General features: G+C 58.4%; 19 protein-coding genes. 12 read left to right on the plus strand and 7 right to left on the minus strand.

The window, feature by feature from the left end:
• Nucleotides 1–221: 221 nt before the first annotated feature.
• Nucleotides 222–1787, plus strand: a complete 1566-nt coding sequence (locus BM225_RS17235; RefSeq protein WP_218157070.1) for an FGGY-family carbohydrate kinase — start codon at nucleotides 222–224, stop codon at nucleotides 1785–1787.
• Nucleotides 1788–1872: 85 nt separating this feature from the next.
• Here BM225_RS17235 and BM225_RS17240 read toward each other — a convergent pair whose 3' ends face one another.
• The 7 genes from BM225_RS17240 to BM225_RS17270 form a co-directional block, all read right to left on the minus strand.
• Nucleotides 1873–2178 (minus strand): H-NS histone family protein, encoded by a 306-nt coding sequence (locus BM225_RS17240; RefSeq protein ID WP_092465068.1) that lies wholly within the window; start codon nucleotides 2176–2178, stop codon nucleotides 1873–1875.
• A 507-nt stretch (nucleotides 2179–2685) separates the two neighbouring features.
• Nucleotides 2686–3315, minus strand: coding sequence for a nucleoside triphosphate hydrolase (locus tag BM225_RS17245; protein WP_092465069.1), 630 nt, complete (start codon nucleotides 3313–3315; stop codon nucleotides 2686–2688).
• A complete protein-coding gene (locus BM225_RS17250; protein WP_092465070.1) occupies nucleotides 3315–4163 on the minus strand; it encodes a sugar phosphate isomerase/epimerase family protein in 849 nt (282 codons plus the stop codon). Before BM225_RS17250 ends, BM225_RS17245 begins: the two co-directional genes overlap by 1 nt.
• Nucleotides 4164–5174 (minus strand): ABC transporter permease, encoded by a 1011-nt coding sequence (locus BM225_RS17255; protein WP_092465071.1) that lies wholly within the window; start codon nucleotides 5172–5174, stop codon nucleotides 4164–4166.
• Nucleotides 5171–6163, minus strand: a complete 993-nt coding sequence (locus BM225_RS17260; protein WP_092465072.1) for an ABC transporter permease — start codon at nucleotides 6161–6163, stop codon at nucleotides 5171–5173. The genes BM225_RS17255 and BM225_RS17260 overlap by 4 nt, the downstream gene beginning before the upstream one ends.
• Entirely contained in the window at nucleotides 6156–7661 is a 1506-nt protein-coding gene (locus tag BM225_RS17265) for a sugar ABC transporter ATP-binding protein (RefSeq protein ID WP_092465073.1), read from the minus strand. The genes BM225_RS17260 and BM225_RS17265 overlap by 8 nt, the downstream gene beginning before the upstream one ends.
• A gap of 71 nt (nucleotides 7662–7732) precedes the next feature.
• Nucleotides 7733–8716 (minus strand): substrate-binding domain-containing protein, encoded by a 984-nt coding sequence (locus tag BM225_RS17270; RefSeq protein ID WP_092465074.1) that lies wholly within the window; start codon nucleotides 8714–8716, stop codon nucleotides 7733–7735.
• A 69-nt stretch (nucleotides 8717–8785) separates the two neighbouring features.
• On the opposite strand from BM225_RS17270, the gene BM225_RS17275 reads away from it, so the two are divergent.
• The 11 genes from BM225_RS17275 (at nucleotide 8786) to tssC (ending at nucleotide 21016) form a co-directional block, all read left to right on the plus strand.
• A complete protein-coding gene (locus BM225_RS17275; RefSeq protein ID WP_245780530.1) occupies nucleotides 8786–9949 on the plus strand; it encodes a LacI family DNA-binding transcriptional regulator in 1164 nt (387 codons plus the stop codon).
• A gap of 281 nt (nucleotides 9950–10230) precedes the next feature.
• On the plus strand, nucleotides 10231–12141 hold the full coding sequence (locus BM225_RS17280) for a type VI secretion system Vgr family protein (RefSeq protein ID WP_092465075.1): 1911 nt from the start codon (nucleotides 10231–10233) through the stop codon (nucleotides 12139–12141).
• Nucleotides 12142–12151: 10 nt separating this feature from the next.
• Entirely contained in the window at nucleotides 12152–12721 is a 570-nt protein-coding gene (locus BM225_RS17285) for a DUF6931 family protein (RefSeq protein WP_092465076.1), read from the plus strand.
• The gene (locus BM225_RS17290) at nucleotides 12721–13008 is read left to right on the plus strand and encodes a PAAR domain-containing protein (RefSeq protein WP_177218651.1); all 288 of its coding nucleotides are present in this window, start codon (nucleotides 12721–12723) and stop codon (nucleotides 13006–13008) included. Before BM225_RS17285 ends, BM225_RS17290 begins: the two co-directional genes overlap by 1 nt.
• A gap of 244 nt (nucleotides 13009–13252) precedes the next feature.
• The gene (locus BM225_RS17295) at nucleotides 13253–14017 is read left to right on the plus strand and encodes a hypothetical protein (RefSeq protein WP_092465077.1); all 765 of its coding nucleotides are present in this window, start codon (nucleotides 13253–13255) and stop codon (nucleotides 14015–14017) included.
• Complete coding sequence (locus tag BM225_RS17300; RefSeq protein ID WP_092465078.1) at nucleotides 14014–16044, plus strand: MFS transporter; 2031 nt, start codon at nucleotides 14014–14016, stop codon at nucleotides 16042–16044. The genes BM225_RS17295 and BM225_RS17300 overlap by 4 nt, the downstream gene beginning before the upstream one ends.
• Nucleotides 16037–17038 carry an ABC transporter substrate-binding protein gene (locus BM225_RS17305; RefSeq protein ID WP_092465079.1) on the plus strand — a complete coding sequence of 334 codons (1002 nt, stop codon included), beginning with the start codon at nucleotides 16037–16039 and terminating at the stop codon, nucleotides 17036–17038. Before BM225_RS17300 ends, BM225_RS17305 begins: the two co-directional genes overlap by 8 nt.
• A gap of 37 nt (nucleotides 17039–17075) precedes the next feature.
• Complete coding sequence (locus BM225_RS17310; RefSeq protein WP_092465080.1) at nucleotides 17076–18446, plus strand: type VI secretion system protein TssA; 1371 nt, start codon at nucleotides 17076–17078, stop codon at nucleotides 18444–18446.
• Nucleotides 18447–18483: 37 nt separating this feature from the next.
• Entirely contained in the window at nucleotides 18484–19008 is a 525-nt protein-coding gene (locus tag BM225_RS17315) for a type VI secretion system tube protein Hcp (protein ID WP_092465081.1), read from the plus strand.
• Between the two features lie 23 nt (nucleotides 19009–19031).
• A complete protein-coding gene (gene tssB, locus BM225_RS17320) occupies nucleotides 19032–19535 on the plus strand; it encodes a type VI secretion system contractile sheath small subunit (protein ID WP_092465082.1) in 504 nt (167 codons plus the stop codon).
• Nucleotides 19535–21016 carry a type VI secretion system contractile sheath large subunit gene (gene tssC, locus BM225_RS17325; RefSeq protein ID WP_092465083.1) on the plus strand — a complete coding sequence of 494 codons (1482 nt, stop codon included), beginning with the start codon at nucleotides 19535–19537 and terminating at the stop codon, nucleotides 21014–21016. Before tssB ends, tssC begins: the two co-directional genes overlap by 1 nt.
• Nucleotides 21017–21020: the final 4 nt, after the last annotated feature.

Here is a 21020-nt window from a genome sequence, read left to right on the forward strand (position 1 = left end):
CACGAAATTTGTGATCACACATTACAAGATAGATTACATCATTTCAGATGGCCTCCGCAACTAACAGGATCCCAAGTTAACGGCACAGGTTAACTGTCTCCCAATGCAGAGTGTTGGTAATCCTACATTTTCAATGTGCACCTTCGGTTTTGCACGCAAATCGGCTTGAGCAGTTCCTGCTAATCCATGAAGCTTTCGCGTAACGAGCGGAGGAGATGCCTATGGATTGTGTGATCGGGATCGACGTGGGAACCGGCAGCGCTCGGGCAGGGGTCTTTGACCTGTCCGGCGCGATGCTGGGGTCCGGAAAATGCGAGATCACCCTACACAAAGGGCGAGGCGGGATCGTCGAGCAATCCAGCGAGGATATTTGGAACGCGGTCTGCACGTCGGTGAATTCGGCTGTCGCATCTGCGGGCGTGGCCCCCGAAACAGTGCGCGGGATCGGGTTTGATGCGACCTGTTCGCTGGTCATCTTGGGGCAGGGCGGTGCGCCGCTGCCCGTGGCCGAGGAGCGCAATATCATCGTCTGGATGGACCACCGCGCTTTGGATCAAGCCGAGCGGATCAACGCCATGGGGCACGATGTGCTGTCCTATGTGGGCGGCCGTATCTCGCCGGAAATGGAAACGCCAAAGCTCTTGTGGCTGAAGGAAAACTTGCCCGATCTCTACGCGCAGGCGTGGCAGTTCATGGACTTGACCGACTTCCTGACATGGCGGGCGTCGGGTGATCTGTCGCGGTCGATCTGCACAGTCACCTGCAAATGGACTTACTTGGGCCACGAAGGGCGCTGGGACGACAGCTATTTTCGTGCGATCGGGCTTGGTGATCTGGCGGATCAGGGGTTCGGACGGATCGGCACGAATGTGGTTGAGGCTGGCACGCCCTTGGGCACGGGCCTGACCGCTCAGGCCGCCGCGGATATGGGGCTGCCCGCTGGCACCCCCGTTGGCGCTGGCTTGATCGATGCCCATGCTGGCGGGATCGGGTCGGTGTGTGATGCGCCCCAAGATCGCTTGGCCTATGTGTTCGGAACGTCGTCTTGTACAATGACCAGCACGACGGAGCCGGCCTTCGTTCCCGGCGTTTGGGGGCCTTATTTCAGCGCAATGGTACCCGGCCTGTGGCTGAACGAAGGCGGCCAGTCCGCTGCCGGAGCCGCTATTGATGAGCTGATCTTGCACCATCCATTCGCACCAGAAGCGCAAGACTTGGCGGAAAGCGCAGGTGTCTCTTTGCCCGATTGGCTGGCTGAACAGTCCGCAGGGCGTGATATCCTACAGACGGTTAAAGGTTTACATGTGGTACCCGAACCCATCGGTAATCGCGCGCCTCATGCGGATCCGAATACGCGTGCCGTGATCAGCGGGATTGGGATGGATCGTAGCAAAGATAGCCTCGTGGCGCTCTATCTCGCCAGCCTTTGCGGACTGGGGTACGGGTTGAGGCAAATTATTGAAGCTCAAGCGCGTACAGGCACGCACGTCAAAGAGATTGTGATCAGCGGTGGGGCAGGGCGGTCTGCCTTGGTGCGTCAGGTTCTGGCGGATACCACTGGCTTGACTGTTGCGGCCCCGCGAGCGGAAGAACCAGTTTTGTTAGGCTCTGCAATCCTAGGCGCGGTCGCGGGGAAAGTCTGCGACAGCGTCACGGACGGCATGACGCAAATGTCCGGACTAGGCGACGTGTATTTCCCTGATCCGAAAGCTGTTGCGCGCCACAACGCGCGGTTTTCCGTGTACCAAGATTTGCAAGCCAATGCGCGGCGCGCAGTCGACGTCTGATAAAAAATATGGGGGCGACTGTGCCCCCAACAGCTCTTTCAGAAACCGGGTGGTGTTTCCCATCGGGGTTTCTGTTGGCGCAGAATTAGAGTGCGAAGTCCGATAGCTCTTTGCCGCTTTCGAGTTCGTGGACGAGCCACTTTGGTTTGCGGCCCATGCCCGTCCATGTGAGGCTTTCGTTTTCGGGATGTTGGAATTTTGGCGGCAGAACGGATTGCTTCGGTTTCGGAGCGTCGAGAAGCTCTCCTAGCGTAAAGCCCAGTTCCTTGGCCTGAGCTTCCAGACGTTCGCGTGCCTCACGGCGACGACGATCGTCAAAAGTGGCAATCGCCTTCTCAACATCTTTGTGGAGTTTTTTTAATTCTTTCAAAGACATGTCGTCTAGGTTCATGAGAAACCTCTTACTATTTGAAATTAAACCTTGGAGTGATAAGGATAGTTACAATGGCAAGCCATTTTGGCTTGACCGCATATCCCCTTCGAGAAGTGGGGGCGTGAATTGATTCAGGGCATTCGAATTGCTGTCGGTTAATCGCAGCGCATTTTTAATTAAGTTGTTGTCTTGATGATCTTAATTTACTTGGTGCCACTGTCTTTGTAAAAATAATATCATAATGGAATTAATATATCTTCCCCGCCTTGGATTATTATTTATCTTATCGAATGGTTAAATTGTTTATTATGTAATTGTATTCGCAATCAAGAGAAAACAAGGGCGCGAAAATCTTTCGTATGGTGCCGCCAAAATTCTGCTGCACATGGGCTGAGCCTTTTGTCTTTGTTGGTAAGGTGGATTGCAGCGCTGATTTCCTCAAGAAACACAGGGAAAATGGAAAAGCCGCACCCAAAATGGATGCGGCTTCGCAAGGTCAAGTTTTGAGCGGTGGTGCGTTCTTTTCTACTGAATGAGTACCAGATCAGCGGGCACACTCTTCTCTCGAACCGTGCGGCCGTTGGGCAGGTCATTGCCTTCTAGCTTCTGCAAGATTTCTGCCTCTGTGAGATCAAAAGATTCCCATCGGCTTTGCAGGCGCTGAGTTAGGATTTCTTCGGTAACGTCGATCATTACTTTCAGATCGAAAAGCGGATGCAGGTTGGACCAAGGTTGATCGTCAAGCAGCAAATAGTTGCCCTCAACCAGAATGACCGAGGCCGTTGGATCAATCAGCCGCGCAGAGCCGCGTGAAATCTCGAGGGCGCGGTCGAACACGGGGACCGCGACAGTCTCGTCCCGCGCCTTCAAACGTTGCAAGACCGATCGCAACCCGCCCACGTCAAAGGTATCTGGTGCGCCCTTCCAAGGGCGGCGACCTATCTTATGGAGGACAGAGTCGTCGTAGTGAAAGCCATCCATTGGCAGAATGGCGGTCTGCCCGGGCGCATCCTGTTCCAGCTGACCCCACAGGGTTTCGACCGTTGTGCTCTTGCCGGAACCGGGCGCGCCGGCAATGGCGACGAAGCGGCGATCTCCCCCAACGAGCTGAAGGACCTGCGCGTGCAGGTCCTTCATCGTGATGTGCGTGCTCATTAGATCAGGCGGTACTGCGCAGCTTTGTTGCGCAGGAAGGGCAGACCCTTGGACATGACTTCCTCGTGGTCTTTGGCGACAGGACGCCACACCGCAAGGCCGAAACCGATCTCGGGGGGCATGTTGATGAAGCTTTCCATTGCGAGACCCCCTTTGAAGTCGATCGCCTTGAGCGTCGCAAAGATCTCGTCCCAGTCGCAGCAGCCTTCGCCGGGGGTGCCACGATCGCTCTCGCTCAGGTGAATGTACTTCAGGTAGTCACGGCAATCGAGAATGCCGTTGGCGGCGCCCTTTTCTTCGATGTTCATGTGGTAGGTGTCGAGGTGGACAAAGATGTTGTCCGAACCCACACGCTCGATCATCTCTCGCGCTTGCCAGCCGGTGTTGATCAGGTGGTTCTCGTAGCGGTTCACTGGCTCAATCCCGAACAGTAGGCCCACCACTTTGGCATAGCGAGACGAGGCGTCCAATACCTTGGCGATGTTGTCGTATTCTGCTTGGGTGGGCCACGATCCGGTGCGCTGACCGATCCCGCCAAAGGTCACGCCGGACAGGGCCTCGGCCCCGCAGTCTTTGGTTTTGTCGATCGCCAGACGCAGGTAGTCGATCGCGCCCTCGGGGTTGACCGAGGCCCACATCTCTTCGGGCAAGCCCAAAGAGCAGACGGCACGCAGGTTGTTCTGCTCCAGCAGGCCCGCGGTATGCGCGGTGTCGATCTGAGCGGGTTGCAGCATCGGGATTTCGATGAAATCCACGCCATACTGGGTTGCCCCGGCGACGGCTCGTTCGGCCCCTTCGCGGTCCCAATTCATGGTCCACATGCTGGTGTGTACGCCAAAGCCTTCCATTTAAATGTCCTTTCGGGAGAAGAAGTTGACCATCTGTCGGATTTGGTCGGATCGCAGAACCATGACGGCGATCAGGAACAGGCCCCAGACGGCAGTTGCAAGATGTTGGTTGGCGCCGATCAGGTTCAGGCCGGATGAGAGGACCTGAAGAATAATCAGCGCAAGAATGACGGGGGCCACGCGCCCATGTCCGCCAAAGGGGTCGATCCCCCCAAGGAAACAGGCCAGCACGGTGATCAGCAGCATCGCTTCGCCGTGACCCACGCGGACCGAGTTGAAACGCGCGGCCATCAGGATACCCGCAATGGCGCAGAGCAGGCCCGACAAGGTGTAGATCAGAACCAGCGTGCGTTTCGCATTCAAACCCGCGTATTCGGTGGCCTTCATGTTCGAGCCGGTCATGTAAACCGAAAACCCGTGAGGCGTGCGGCGCAAGAGAACGTGCCAGCCAAATGCGATCAGGCCGAACAGGATCAGCGGGACGGGAATGCCTGCCAACTCTCCGTGTCCCAGAACGCGCATGTAGTCGGGAAAGCCAGAGATATCGCCGCCGCGGGTCAGGAACTCACCAAGGCCGCGCAGAAAGATCATCATCGCCAGCGAGACAAGGATCGGGTGCGCGCCAACATAGGCGACAACAGCGCCCATCACGGCCCCTGCAATCGCACCGACAATCATCGCTAGAACGCCGCCAAGGATAAAGGCCCCGATCCCAGCTTCGGCCCCGCCAAACTGCATGATCGTCCATGCCAGTGTTAGCCCGCAGATGTTCGCGGTGTAGACAATCGCCAAGTTCAGACCGCCCGACAGAATAGGAGCCAGCATGGCCAAGGTCAGCAGACCGAGCAGCGGCATCTGAAAGCCCATGGAACCCAGATTAGCACCGGTCAGGAACCGCGGAGACGCGATTGAAAAGACCAGCACAAGCACCGCGAGCATCACCAGCAAACCTGCATTTTCACCGCCCGCGCCGGATTTCAGTTGCGACAGACGCTTTGTCAGAGCGGTCATGAGCGGACCTCCTTCTTGCGTAGGACTTGGCTGAGGTCGATATTTGAAGTCGAGATCGCGATTAGGATGGCCGCGCCGATAATCATCTGGAACGCAAAGGGCGAGACCCCCAGCAGGTTCAGTCCGTTCTGGGTGATGGCCACGAACATGACCCCCAAGACGCAGCCCAGAATGGTGCCTTTGCCCCCACCCAGACGCGCGCCCCCAAGGACGACCGCGGCCAATACGTCGAGTTCACGGCCATAAAGGGCGTTCGGCACGACCTCTTTCACGATGTTCACCTGACACAGACCCGCGATGCCGGCCATCAGTCCCATCCAACCAAAGGCGACGCCTTGCATGACAGCAATGTTCACACCGGCGCGGCGGGCGCCTTCGGGGTTGTCACCAAAGGCATAGAGTTGGCGGCCGATATTGGTGCGCCGGATCAGCGCCCATGTGGCGACCACACAGCCGATCATGACAGCGACGGACAGGGTGAGTTCGGACCAGACACCTTGGGCATTCTCGTGCTCGAAGATAAAGATCCGCGCGGTCCACCAGTCGGGCAGGTTGTAGATGTTCCGACCGCCGGAAAAGAACATGAGCAGCCCGAAAAAGGCGTTGAACGTCGCGATGGTCACCACGATCGAGATAATGCGGAAGCCATGGATCAGCCATGCGTTCAGCAGGCCAAGCAGAATTCCGAGCGACCCGCAGAACAAAAAGCCAAGCACCCAGTTGCCGCCGCCGACCGCCATCAGCATCTTGGCCGCGACGTATTGCACGACGGAAGAGGCCACCGCGAAAGAGATGTCGATGCCGCCCGCGATCAGCACCACCAACAGGCCCACGGCCCAGATCAGGTTCACCGCGCTGTTGTTCAGCAGACTGGTTGCGTTGGGCAGGGTCGCGAATTGCGGTGCGGCGATGGACAGGCCAACGCAGATCAACGCCAACACGACCGCCAGACGCACTTCGATGGTGTAGGATTTCATGAGGTCACGCATAGATCCGTTCCTCCAGTTGCGGCACCGAAATGGTGCGCGGGTCGTATTCCTGCTGAATGCGGCCGTCGGCCATGTGCAGGATGCGGTCCGAGTTGTGCATGACCTCGGTCACTTCGTCAGAGATCAGCAGGATCGCCAAGCCCTCGTCCGCCAGTTGGCGCACAATGCGGAAAATCCCCGCCCGCGCGCCCACATCGACACCCACCGTCGGACTGTCGAGGATCAATAGCTTCGGATCGGTCGCAAGCCACTTGGCCAAAACGACTTTTTGCTGATTGCCACCTGACAACGTCGAAATGGGATCTTCTGGTGCACCGATCTTGACCCCAAGTTCCTTGATCCAGTGACGCACCAGATCGGCCTTGCGGGATTCCGAGATCAGGCCCGTGACGCTGGTCAGTTTGCGCAGTACCGAAATCACAGTGTTGTCCGCGATAGATTGCTTTTGCAGAAGCCCCAGCGACAAGCGGTCCTCTGACACATAGGCCATGCCTTGCTCAATCGCGGCGCGCACCGACTTGGGTCGATAAGGCGCGCCGTTCAACTGCATATCCCCGCTGTCGGCGCGGCGCATTCCCATCATCACGTGGGCCAGTTCCGTGCGACCCGCTCCGATCAGGCCTGTCAGGCCAACGACCTCTCCTGCCTTGATGGTCAGATCAACATCGTGGAACTCGCCATGGCGGGACAAACCGCGCGCTTGAAACGCGACAGGCGCATCGGGCAAGTCACGGGCCGAGACGTCGTTTTCGATATGGTGGCCTGTCATCAACTCGCCCAAGCGCGCTTGGGTCATGCCCTCGGTCGGGTAGACGCCGACCAGGTTGCCGTCGCGAACTACGGTCACGCGCTCTGCGATCTCTAGCACCTCTGCAAGACGGTGGCTGACAAAGACAATCGCCACCCCTTGGGCACTGAGTTTGCGGACGATATCCAGCAGGCGGTCGGTTTCGGATTGGGTCAGGGACGCGGTCGGCTCGTCCATGAAAATCAGCTTGGCGTCGTTCATCAGCGCGCGGGCGATGGCCACGACCTGACGCTGCGCGATGGGCAAACTATGTAGCGGCGCGCCAAGCTCCATGCGAACGCCGAGCCGCTCCAGCACTTTGCCTGCACGGGTGGTCATCTCGCCATAGCGGACGGATTTGGGGCGCAGGCCCACCAGATCGTCAAACGCAATATTTTCGGCGACAGACATGTGGGGGAATAGCGCCAGATCCTGCCAGATCACCGACACGCCCAATTCACGGGCTTGTACTGGTGTGATCCGGTCAATGCGCTGCCCGAACAATTCAATCAAATCAGCGCTTTCAGGGCGGTGGACGCCCGTCACCACCTTGATCAAGGTGGACTTACCGCAGCCATTTTCACCGGCCAGGCAATGTACTTCACCGGCGCGGACTTCAAAATCGACCTTGTTCAGCGCCTGCACGCCGCCAAAGGCCTTGGATACCTTGTGAAGACGCAGCGCAAAGCGCTCTGCCGAAGCAGTTGTCATAACGCACCTCTAGGGGAAAAAGGGGGTGCGGGCGCGCCACTCACTAGCGCGGCCCGCTGGGAGTGTGGCGATTACAGGCCCTTTTCGGCCAGCTCGTCCACAGTGTCTTTGTTAATTTCGAGCAGGTTATCGGTGATGATGTCACGAGCCTCAACGTCAGGGTTCACGACACCCAGCCCCGGAATATCCGCGCCTGCCTCAACGGTTTCGCCATTAGCCAGCATATTGCCAAGGGTTACAAAGACCTCGCCTGCTTGCGCGGGGTTCCACATGTAGCCACCAGTCAGAACGCCCGAATGGATCATCTTGCGGCCCTGACCCGGCGAGAACGGACCCATGACGTGGATGTCGCCTGTCTTGCGGCGCTCTTCTACTGCGCGGCCCGCACCGATGGGACCTTGGCTGCCGAACGCAAGGAAGCCCTTCAGGTCGGGGTTCGCGGCAATCAGGTCCAGCGCGGTCGAGCGGCTGTCATCCACGTTTTCGGCCACGCCGTAGCGGTCGCCAACGATCTCCAGATCGGGGCGGTTCTCTTTCATCCACGCGATGGCAGCGTCGGCCCAAGCATTGTGCAGGGGCACAGTCAGCGAGCCAACGTAAACGGCATACTTGCCGCCTTCGGAAACCTTGTCTGACAGAAGCTGTGCGTGCGCCTCGCCAAAGCCATCTGCCGAGGCCAATTCGAAGTTCCAGTCAACATTCTCGAGGCCGGGACCTTCGTGCGAGATCACGACGATGCCTGCATCACGGGCTTTCTTCAGGACAGGCTCCAGTGCGGCTTCGTCATTGGGAACGACGCCAATTACATCAACGCCCTTGGCGATCAGGTCTTCGATGGCCTGCACCTGCAGCGCAGGGTCGGCGGACACGGGGCCGATCATCTCTGCCTCGACACCCAATTCGTCGGCGCGGCGCTTGATGCCGTCTTCCATTGCATTGAACCACGGAATGCCGCCAATTTTGACAACGATGCCCATGCTTGTCTCTGCAAACGACGCAGATGCAAAGCCAACGGTCAGGGCGAGCGCGCTCACCAAGCCAGTGAATTTCTTCATAGTATCCTCCCTCCGCACGCAACACGCGCACGATCGCAAAAATGCTGTGCAACTTTTGCACAACCGATTGTGCTATTTGCGGTAAAAAAAGCCACGACGTCTCTTCGCGTCGTGGATTTCTATCGATCCGCCTTGCACAATCGATGTTGCAAAGCATTTCCCCTTTCGTGCATGTTGTCAACCAATTCTTCGAAACTGTTCGCATGGGACCGGGGGCGGATGTCAAACAAGCAGAAAGAGACGATCTACGACATCGCTGCAAAAGCGGGTGCTTCGGCGTCCACGGTGAGCGCGGCCCTGAATGGTACATGGAAGAAGCGCCGGATCTCTCAGAAAACGGCTGAGCGCATCATCAAAATTGCAAGAGAACAAGGCTATACGACCAACAACCAAGCGCGCGCTTTGCGCACGTCGAGGTCTGGACTGGTTGCGCTTTTGGTTCCTGAGTACAATCGGTTCTTCTCTAATATCGCGCAGACATTCTCCCAAGAAGTGCGTGCGCGAAATCTCTGTCCAGTGATTATCTCAACCGAGCGCGACCCTGAAGAAGAGCGCCACGTGGTCTCTGATTTAACAAATTGGCAGATTGATTCTGTTTTCTTCGTCGGCAGCGTCGCGCCTGATGATTTAAGCCGCCAGTGCCAAGATGCTGCGATCCCCCACGTCTTTCTCGACCAACCCTGCGCCTTGGCGCCGTCGGTGGTTACCGACAACAGGGCAGGGGCACGGATGCTGACAGAGCAAATCCTGGCATCTCTCCCGCCCCAAAGTGGCGAAGGTTTACGAGATCAAATCTATTTTTTGGGTGGGGACCGGACACTTCCTTCGACCTACAACCGGATTGAGGGGTTTTCTGATGCAATGTGCGCGCAAGACGTAGCGCTGCACCCCTCTCAGATCATCGCAGAGACCTACAATAAGGATGCTGCGACCCGCGCGATTGAGGCGCTGTACGCAGAGCTTGGTGGTCTGCCGCGGGGGCTTTTCATTAATTCTGACTCTGTTTTTGAAGGCACAATGCGCTTTGTCGCGGGCTTGCCCGAAAAAGAGCTTCGAGCCTGTGCCTTTGGTTGCTTCGACTACGAACCCTTCGGGCAACTCTTGCGTTTTCCGGTCCATATGGTCCGCCAGCGCCACCGGACGTTGGTTGAGCGTGCCTTCTGGCTGCTTGAAAACAACAGCCCGCCTGTCCTAGAGCAAGTCGTGCCGGAGTTATATCCAGCAGAGTTTTGAGACATCTGGCACACTAAAAGCCAAGGGATGGTTCGTTTGGGTTTCGGCATTAAAATCGAAACGAGCGATTAACATTAGTCGAGAGCAGTAAGGTATTAAAACTATTTGCGAAATTAGGATCCCAGCTTCGGTTCTCTGGCGTTTGCCTTCAGCATGATCCGCTTTTTGCTCTCTTTTGGACTCTTGCCAGAGCGTCAAGGTCGTTTCACAGTGAGTACGTAGCCGTATGCTCGGTTTTGTCAGTTCAGCTTGTTTTCCGCATCCTTTGAACAAGCAGACCTATGGCGACATCCTTCGCAGCGTTCATCTCGATTGACGGTAAAGACAAACTGGGGGCCGATGCGTTCTCTGGACGAGAGCAGATATCGAGCCTGCCGGAATACGTGATCGAACTGTCCGAAGTGACGGCCAAGATCGCGGATTACATTGGCAAACCCGCCGAGATTTCCTTGCCCCCCGCCACCAACGCTGCCGGAATAGAACCGCGCACTTTTGCCGGCATTGTCACAGACGTCGAGCTGTTGACCGACACCGGGAATGCTTTGGCGGAGCGGCAGCGCGCACGGCTGATTGTGCGGCCCTTTCTGATTTTGCTCGCCTACAGCAGCGCGAGCGTCATCTACCAGAACAAGTCAAGCGTCGACATCCTGAACGACGTTCTGGAGCGGAACGGGATGAAGCGGGCGACGCTCTCGGTGACCGCGACTCCGCCAAAGCGCGCGACCTGCATTCAGTACAACGAGAACGACCTAAGCTTTGTCGAACGGCTCTTGGCCGAGGATGGACTGGTATACTATTTCCACGATGGCTCGGCAGGGGCGACCATGCTGGTGCACGACACTGCCAAACCCTTTCCTGCGAATAAGAGCGGCGGGGCTGAATTGACTGATGCGGGCAATGCGGACCCCAAACTCTTTCAAGCGCATCGGTTGGGATTGGGACGGCAGATTGTGACCGGTAAGGTCAGTCTGACCAGCTATGACGCTGCCAAGGCTGCACAGGCCCTAGGTGGGCCGACGGACTCGACCGAGACCAAGATGACCGGAACGCCCGCTGTCGTGGAATACCGGGCCGATCGTGGGGACGGTGTGAAAACCGATGCCAAGACCTTTGCCCGTCAGGTTCAGGGCGCCGAGAGCCGCCTGTCCGGCCGCACGGATCATCCTGCGCTATTTCTGGGGCAGGTGCTCAAACTGGCCAAGGTCGCGGATTCGGACATGAAGGGCAGCTACGTGGTCAGCCATCTGGAGTTCACGGCAAGCGGCAACGGGCTGCGCACGACCTTCCGTGCCGCACCTAAAGAGGCACCCTATCTGCCACCACATTTGCCCAAGCCTATGATCGCGGGAGTCCACAATGCGCTGGTCGTGGGCGGCAATGATGGGGAGGTCGCTTGCGATGCAGAAGGCCGCGTAAAGGTCAAATTCTTCTGGGACCAGAGCAAGGAAACCAAAGACACCACCGGCTGGATCAGCGTGGCAGAGACCTATGCGGGCAAGGGCTATGGCGGGCAATTCACCCCGCGGGTCGGGCACGAAGTTCTGGTGTCTTTTCTGCATGGCGATCCCGATTGTCCGGTGATCACGGGCCAGATTTACAACGCGAAGAACAAGCCCCCCTTTGCCAAGGCGAACACCACGCAGACGGGCTATTCGACCAAGCTGAAGGGCAAGCCGAACGAGCTGATCTTTGACGATTTGCAAGACAAAGAGAAACTGACGCTGAATGCGGCCAAGGACTATGAACTCACGGTTCAGGATACAGCCACGACCACAGTGACCAAGGACGAAAAGACCACGATCAAGGGCGAAGCGACGCGCAAGGTCGAAAAATCCTGGGACGTGGATATCACCAAGGACCTGACGATCGACGCGCAAAACATCACCTTGACCGGCAAGAGCAAGATCACGCTCAAGGTCGGGAGCAGCTCGATTGAACTGACCTCTTCGGGCATCACGATCAAAGGCAGCAAACTCACGCTCGATAGCACGCAACTGACCGCCAAGGGCTCTGCCAAATTCGCGATTTCGGGCGGGCAAGGGGAGGTGAAGGCCACCGGCCCGCTGAACCTGAAAGGCGCGCAGCTGAATGCCGAAGGGTCCGTCACGGCAAAGCTCAAAGGCTCGGCGATGGCCTCGGTCGAGGGGGGCGGAATGACCCAGATCAAGGGCGCTCTGGTGAAAGTGAACTGAGGTGACGGCGATGAAAAAGATCCCCTTCGAGACCTGCGCAGAGATCCTGAGCCGCTTTGAACTGTCAGAAGCCGGCGCGGCCGTCGCCCTGCCAGAAATGACACCGGCGGACGCGGTGTCTGCCCTCAGCACGCCGGAAACCATCTTTGACCTGATCAACTTTTTTGCTCATGCCTTGCCGCCCCGAGAGGGCTTGTGTTGGGCATTAACGCTATTGGCGGATGCCCCGAAAACCTCGCCCGATGCGGTCAGTGCGCGGAATACGGTGCGGGTCTGGATCGACGAGCCAACAGAGCGCACACGCCGCCGATGCGGTGATTTGGCCGACGCCATCGGGACCGAAGACCCCTTTGGCTGGCTGTGCAATGCGGTGTTCTGGAACGGGTCGGGCAGCATCGTCACGCCAGACCTGCCTGTTGTTCTGCCCCAGCCTTATCTACACGCCAAGGCCCTGTTTGGCGCGGTGGGACTGCTAGCGCCTTTGGACGACGATGAACGGGCGGCTTTCGTGCACCGCGTGCGCGAAACCGGACTGGCGGTTGCGGGCGGTGCGTGGCCCTGCCTGGAAGGAGAGCGCTGATGCTGGCGGCGCGCGTTGGGGATATGACTGTCTGCCCGATGGTCACGGGGATTGTGCCCCATGTGGGCGGTCCGATCTCGCTCTTTGCGACGCCCATGGTCCTGATCGCCAACGTGCCGGTAGCAGGTGTCGGCAGCATGTGCACCTGCGTTGGTCCGCCTTCGACGATTGTGAAAGGCAGCGCTACAGTTCTGGCAGGGGGTAAGCCTGTTGCCCGCATGGGCGACACCACTGCGCATGGCGGAACGGTGGTGTTGGGCTGTCCGACTGTTCTGGTGGGCGGTTAGGCACAAATCCTCAGGTAGAATAAATGGAATGTGAAAGTTCTGTTATGAAAACCGTCGCCTCCCATTCTATTGATCACGAATCCTATCCGTATGGATAAGCGTAACCATCCTTGACAGGATCACAGATGCGAGAGTTTACTTGGGGTAAGTTCGACTTTCGCAGGTGCATCGTTTGCACCCCAATATAGCTTGAACAGTATGATTCAGTTGGTTGCCCGTGTGACAAAATCTGACGGAGTGACTATTGAACATGCTGTTTTTCAAAGAGTTCTATTTGAAAGTATTGCTGTCGGCATGGCTGGTCGTCGCGGCGATGCTGGCAATGCAGTTCAGCCTGAACATCCTTAAATTCAAGTCACTGGTTGGGCAGGCGACAGCCTCTCAGATGCAGGTCGTTGGCTCGACAATTGAGGCCAACGTCATGCGTGCCGAACAGGTCGGATTGGCTATCGACGAGATCGTCGGCCTGCAATCCTTGATTGAACGCGAAGCTGAAAAAGACCCGACCATATCGCGCATAATTGTCGTGTCTCCTGTGGGCCAGCCGCTGGTGCAATCCGGCGCTGAAGGGCTGCCTGACGAGGATCGCGCCGCCGTTCTGCGCCGCGTTTTTTCGGTTCAAGAACAAGAGAGCGCGATTGATCGCGGGACATGGATCTACTCTGGCCGTACGTTGCTCGACTCCTCTGGCATTGTGATGGGTGCCGTGATCCTGATGGCGCCGACGGATGTGACCCAAGCGGCAACGGCCGCTGTGCGAGCGAACCTGATTTCCAACTACGGTCTAATTTTTGGGCTTGTTGCTGCGACCTTGATCCCCTTGATCATCTACCTCTTTCGCGATGTGGGGTCGATCTTTGGTCTGCTGGGGACTGCACCCACCCGCGGGAGCGTGGAGCAAGAATATGTGGGTGAGGCAGGAGAACTCGCCTCCAGCATCAGCATTGGAAATGCCCTCTTTGAGCAGGCCGAAGCCGAATTGGACGCGAGCCAAGGAGGCGTGAAATGAGCAGAGCGTCCACCGGTCTCGACGCCAGTCTGGGGCGCCGCCTTTTCCTTGCGACTGCGCTGTCGATGCTGGTTGCGGCTGCGCTCAGCGTGCTGACCACGATCACTCAGTACGAGGATCAGCTTCAGCCGTTTATCCTAGCAAAGACCGAAAGCGTCGCGCTGAAGGTTCGCAATGACATCGAATATGCCCTGTCCATCGGCGTCCCCTTCGACAAACTGCGAGGTGTTGACAAATTCGTTGCTGATTTGACCGAGGTACATCCCGAACTCAGCAAGATTGAGGTGCTGAGCGGGCCAGCTAGCGCCGTGTCCTCGCCGATGCCGTCCGAGGCTGGCAGCTTTGCAGGCAGCCTGAAGCACGGTATGGCGGCGATTGTCGGAATAGCGACAGGTCAGACCACGGGTGCTGGCTTCGCCAGCGCCGAGATCATGTCTGGCGGCCAAGCGGTGGGCCATGTGATCGCTCATACCAATCCTGCCTTTGTGGTCGAACAAATGCAGAGCGTTTTCTTTGACTCTATCGTGATCCTGATGGCGGTGACTTTGGTCGCGGTCGAGATTGTTGTCGTTCTGACGGGGTTCAGCATCACCGAACCCCTGCGCAAGCTGGAAAAAGCGATAAGCCTGCGGGCCAAGGGCGATCTGGGTATCTACGAGAATTCCTCACGCGATACGCTGCCCAAGCGGTTTGTCGATCAGTTGAATGCCATGAATGCCGCCTTGGTAGAGCGTGTGGCGGGCCTGCGCCGCGCGGGCGTGCAGGCCGTGGACCAGATCGCAGAGCGTTATCATCTGGACCGCCGCGATGCGCCGTCCGAAGCGACGATTATCGATGCGCGCATCCCGTTGTTCGTGTTCTGTGTCGCAGAGGAGCTGCAGAAATCCTTCTTGCCGCTATTTGTTGCGGAGTACTATCAGCCCTCTGATTTATTTGACAAAAACATCATGGTTGGTCTGCCGATTTCGTGCTTCATGTTCGTGATTGCGGCGATCACGCCTTTTGCGGGCGGGCTGGTGGATCGGTTCGGCAACCGGCGTCTGTTCTTGCTGGGGCTTCTGCCCGCGCTGGCGGGGTACATTGGCTGTTATATGGCACGAAGCGCAGACGATATCGTCATTGCGCGGTCCATCACTGCTATCGGCTACGCGATTATCACGATCAGTGCCCAAAGCTATATCGCGGCCATCCTGACCAAGGAAAACCGCGCCAAGGGCATGGCGATTTTCGTAGGCGTTCTGATGGCGGCCACCATGTGCGGCACGGCAATCGGCGGCATTCTGGCGGACTGGCTGGGATACAAATCGGTGTTCCTCGTGTCGATCGGGTTGGCCTCTTTGGCGGGTCTCTTGGGGTTCATGATGCTCAGCCGCGATGTGGGCGTCGCGCAGGGCGGTAAAAAGCCGGCAGGCGCGGGCAGCGCCATCGCCAGCTTGATCCAGAATAGCCGCTTTGTCTTGATCGTTCTGTTTTGCGCCATTCCGGCCAAGATCATCCTGACCGGCTTCCTCTATCTCTTCGTGCCGATCTATCTGGCCAGCCTCGAGGCATCGCAGTCCGAAATCGGCCGGATCATGATGCTGTATTCGCTGATCATTATCCCCGTCAGCCCGTTGGCTTCGTCCTTTGCCGACCGTGTGAACCGCAATCTGGCGATCGTGATTGGCGCGACGATTATGTCGGGGATCGTGCTGCTGGGACTGTACCAAAGCGCCTCTGTGGCGGCTGTTCTGGCGGTGGTGGCGGCTTTGGGCGTGGTCCATGCCTTTATCAAGGCGCCGCTTATCGTCGCCGCGATGGAAGCTGCCGAACAAAGCCCGGATATCACGCGCACCAGCGCCCTGAGCCTCTTGCGCACGTCAGAGCGGATCGGCAGCGTAGCTGGCCCCGTTCTGGTCGCCGCGATGTTGGTGCGGCTGGATTATCAGACCACCGCTGCTGTTCTTGGGGTTGCCATCGCTGCAATTGGTCTCGTGATGGCTTTAATTTCCGTTTTTGGGTCCAAAGGGGAGGTGGCCGATGCGTAACCTCCTGATCGGATCGATGATGACCCTTGCTGCGCCCGCCGCGGCAGAGTTCACCGCAGATAATCCTGCGCGGATCGACATGGTGGTCTGGCGCGGTTGCGAAGAGGCCTGCGAGGGCTTTCGCCGGTTCTTTTCCGATCGCGATTTGCCAGTCGAAGTGAACGTGATTGATGTCGCCAAGGACAAATCGCTGCTGCGTGGCATACGGGATCAACTGAACGCCTCGCCCCCTGATCTGGCTGTGACATGGGGCACCAGCGTCACCACCGGCATTTTGGGCAAACGAGAGGAATTCGGGACCGGCAGCGCACTAGGGCAAACGCCTGCCTTGTTTATGATTGTGGCGGATCCCGTGCGCTCTGACGTGGTCGAAAGCTATGAAAAGAGCGGCCGCGATACGATCACTGGCGTGCGGAACCGCGTGCCAGAGGAAACACAGATCGCGCTGCTCAAGGCGTATTTCGCGCCGAAACGGGTGGGCGTGATCAATGATCCAACCGAGTCCAATTCTGCCTTGAATACCGAAGTTCTGGTAAATCTGGGGCCGGACGAAGGGTTCGAGGTGATCGCCCTCGAGTATTCCCTGAATGACGATAGTAAGGCCGATCCCGCGGAAATTCCCACACTTATGGCAGAGTTGCGCGCCCAAGGGGCGGACGCCGTTTATGTGGGGTCCAGCAGCTTCAATCTGGAAAACCGCGACGTCTTTACTGCCGCCGCGATTGATCAGGGCCTGCCGGTTTTCACCGCCTATGCGCAAATGGTTCAGGACAGCCAAGCACTGATGGCGGTCGCGAATGCCTATGCCAACGTGGGCAAACTCGCCGCCGCTCAAGCCCGAAAGATTCTACTCGACGGGGCCAGCCCTGCCGACATGCCTATTGCCTCGCTCGACCGGTTCTCGGTGTTCATCAACGCCGACACCGCCGCAGCACTCGATCTTTATCCGCCAATTCAACTGATCAACATCGCCGAGGTGGTCAAAGAAGACTGACACCTAGGCGTCAGTGGGGGTCGGGGAGGACCCACATATGGACGCACTGAAGGCCAATATTTCCGACGATGCGCCCTTTGGGATCTACCTGAAAGGGGATCGCGCCGCGTATCGCGCCCTTCGGAATGCCTTTAACGGAGGACAGACCGCCTATCGTGCCCTATCCGAGACGGTAGAATCCCTGCAGGATCGCGATCTACAGGCCGCGGACGCCGAGGCATGGGGCCGTCTGGAAGTAGAGGCGGGCCAGTGCCTGCGCGAAAAGTCCAAGGATCTGGAGATTTTCTGCTGGTACGTGGCGTCCCGCATTCACCTGAAAGACCCGCTGGCCAACACCGCTGCTGCCCTAGAGGCGATGACCGATCTGGTCGAGGGCAGCTGGGACGGCCTGCATCCCATTCCTCCAGACGAGAAACTGAAAGCGGACGACGACGCGGGCCGCAAGAAAGAAGTCGATAGCGGCAAGCTGCGCATCTTCTTGCAGCTGGTTGGCGAAGTGCCGGGTGGCGGTCTGCTGAGCCTTCCTCTGACCAATCTGCCGCTTTTCGGGGATTGTACCTATGGGCAGATGATATCTGCCGAAAAGGGCGAAGGCATTGCGAGCCTGAGCGGTGAGATGAGCGCAGCCGTAGGCAATGACAGTGACGGTCTGGCTGCGCGCGTTGTGGCGCTGCAACAGATGCGGGCGGTGGCTGAACGTCTGAACGTTGCCTTGCGGACGGTTGCGGCGTCCTGCGGTGAAAACCCTGTTCCAGTGGTCCACCTGACCAAGCAGATTGACGATATCCTCCGGCTCTTGCAGCAATTGACCGAGGGAACAGGCTTTGTTTGGCCCGGGTCTGAAGTGGTCGAACCAGAGGCTCCCGCTGCGGAGGATTCAGAGGCGCCCCCAACCGAGCAGGCTGCGCACACACAGCCGGCGGCACCTGCTGGTGGCAGCTTTGCGATCAGCGCAGGCTCACCAAATGACCGCGAAGCAGCGCTGGATGCCTTGGCCGAACTCGCGCGGTATTTCCGCATGACTGAACCCCAATCTCCCATTCATCTGATGCTGGACCGCGCTGTGCGCTGGGGCCGTATGTCGATTGTTGAACTTTACGGCGAACTCCTTGGCGAGGGCAGCGACAGCTTCAACCGCATGGCCGTGATGACTGGCGTCGAAAGTTTCCAGTATTCGGGCCAGTCCGGGCGTCCCAAGCCTGCCACCCGAGCCGACCTGCCAGAATTGTCCCGCTACGATGCGCCCCCGCAGGTCACCCCGCCGCCCGCATCGGATCCTGTCATTGTACCGGAACCGGCGCCGGACCCTGACCCGCCTGCAGCGCAGGAAATGCCCGCTGCCGCGGCGCCAGAAGACCCCCAAACCGAAGAACCGACCGACCTGCCGATGCGCAGCTTCGAGTGGTGACCCTGACAACTGAACGATCCAACTAACGAGGTAAGACATGGCTATCTACATGAAGCTCGATAAGCTCGACACAATCGCAGGGGCGGCGACCGTCCCCGATGTGGGCGGCAAGAAAGGCCTGATGGCCGTCGACAATGTCCAGTTCGGCGCGGGCCGCCCCATCGGCATCGTGGTCGGATCGTCGACCCACGCTGAAACAGGGCAGGTTGATCTGTCGGATATCAGTGTCGCGCGAACTTGCGATGGCGCTTCGCCCTTTATCCAGACCTTCTTTTTCCAGCCCGGCGGCAACGGCAGGACCATCGATTTCGTGATCACTAAAGCCGACCGCAAAGGCGCAGGCATGGTGCCTTCGATGATCATCACCCTCGAGGAGGCCCGGCTGACCAGCTACTCGCTGTCGGCCTCTAGCGCCCAACCTTCCGAGAGCTATTCGATCGCCTACACCTCGATCGCCATCGCCCACTACAACGAAGAGGACAACGGCGAGATCAAGAAGGGTGACACCATCAAGTTCGATCTGGCTACCGCCAAGCTCGTCTCGGCGGCCAAACTTCCCTAATCGACCCAGCAGGAGACTAACCCATGGCACTGAATGCCCAACAGAAACGGGTCAGCAAGAACCGCGTCAGCATCACCTACGATGTCGAGACCGGCGGCGCGATGCAGACCAAGGAACTGCCCTTTGTGATCGGCATGATCGGGGGCTACTCCGGCGACCGGACCGACCGCGAACCAATGGAAGAGCGCACATTCTATTCGGTCGACAAGGACAACTTCGATCAGGTGATGACCCGCGTCGGCCCGCGCCTGACCTATAAGGTCGAGAACAAGCTGCAGGACGACGGCTCCGAGTTCGAGGTCGATTTGGATTTCAAATCGATGAAGGACTTCGAGCCTGACGCGATCGTGGAAAAGGTCGAACCCCTGCGTAACTTGGCAAAGACCCGTGAACAGCTGATGACCCTGATGTCCAAGGCTGACCGGTCCCGTGATCTGGAAAAACTGCTCAAGGAAATTCTTCAGGACGCAGGCGCAATCAAAGCACTCGGTGACGAGCTTGGCGTGAACACCGGAGGAGACGAATAATGTCGGAAACCGAAGCACAAGGCGGCGCAGCGGCCGCCGCCGAAGAGGCCGTCAGCCTGCTGGATCAGGCGCTCGCGGCGACATCTAGCACGCCGCAGGACACGACCAAAGAGCTGCTGTCCGTTCTGACAGAACAGGCCATGTCCGGTCAGGTCGTCTGGGACAAGAACGTCGGCGAAACGATCAAGAAGGCGATCGCGAAAATCGACGAGATGATGTCGAAACAGATGTCCGCCGTCATGCAAGAGGACAAGTTCCGCCGTCTCGAAGGCTCTTGGCGCGGCCTGCAAAAGGTCGTCCGCGAGAGCGAGGTCGGCGCGGCGCAGAAAATCCGTCTGGTCGATTTCAACAAGGAAGAACTGCTGGAGCAGTTCGAGGATGCCCCCGCCGTGGACCGCAGCCCCTTGTTCGAGGCGCTCTACCAGAGCGAATTCGGCACCGCGGGCGGGGAGCCGTATGGCGCGCTGGTCGGGGACTACTACTTTGGCTACGGGGACGAAGACGTCGCCACCATGACCTACATGGCCGAAGTGGCGGCTGCGTGCCACGCGCCGTTCATCGCGGCGGCAGGCAACGAAATGTTCGACTTCGACAGCTTCGAGCGCTTCGAAGAGGGACGTCCCGTGGCAGCCGGTTTCGACAGCCCGCTCTATGCTGCTTGGAATGCGTTCCGCGACAGTGACGACAGCCGCTATGTGGCCCTGACACTGCCGAGCACGCTGGCCCGTCTGCCCTATGGCAATAACGGTCTGAAGGCCAAATCCTTCAACTATCAGGAACTGGACACGGATGCCGAAGGCAACCAGCGTCCCGCCGACAACTCGCAGCTGGTGTGGTCCAACGCCGCCTACGAGATGGCCCTGAAGATGAACGAGGCCTTCACCGCTTATGGCTGGTGCACCGCGATCCGTGGTCTGGAAAATGGCGGCAAGGTCGAAAACCTGCCCAACCTGACCTTCAAGTCCGATGCGGGCGACATCCAGCAGCAGTGCCCCTGCGAGGTGAACCTGACCGACGAACGCGAAAAGGAACTGTCCGACTTGGGCTTCCTGCCGCTGGTCCACTACAAGAACAGCAACTACGGCGTGTTCATCGGCAGCCAGACCACCCAGCGTCCGAAAACCTATACGGACACCAACGCCACCGAGAATGCCGCGATTTCTGCCCGACTGCCCTACATCATGGCATCGAGCCGCATTGCTCATTACCTCAAGGTGATTGGCCGCGACAAACTGGGGTCCAACCTAGAGGCGCCGGATCTACAGCGTGACCTGCAGGCTTGGATCGACCAGTACACCAACTCTGGTGCGGTCGGGAACGCCGAACGGTCCAAGACCCCGCTGGCCGAAAGCAAGATCGAAGTCGTCGAGCAGCCCGGTCGTCCCGGCGCCTATTCGGCGGTGGCGCACTTGCGTCCGTGGCTGCAACTCGAAGAGCTGCACACCTCGGTCCGCATGGTCACCAAGATCCCCGGCGGCTGAGGAC

It is taken from the genome of Donghicola eburneus (assembly GCF_900115865.1).
Taxonomy (GTDB): domain Bacteria; phylum Pseudomonadota; class Alphaproteobacteria; order Rhodobacterales; family Rhodobacteraceae; genus Donghicola; species Donghicola eburneus.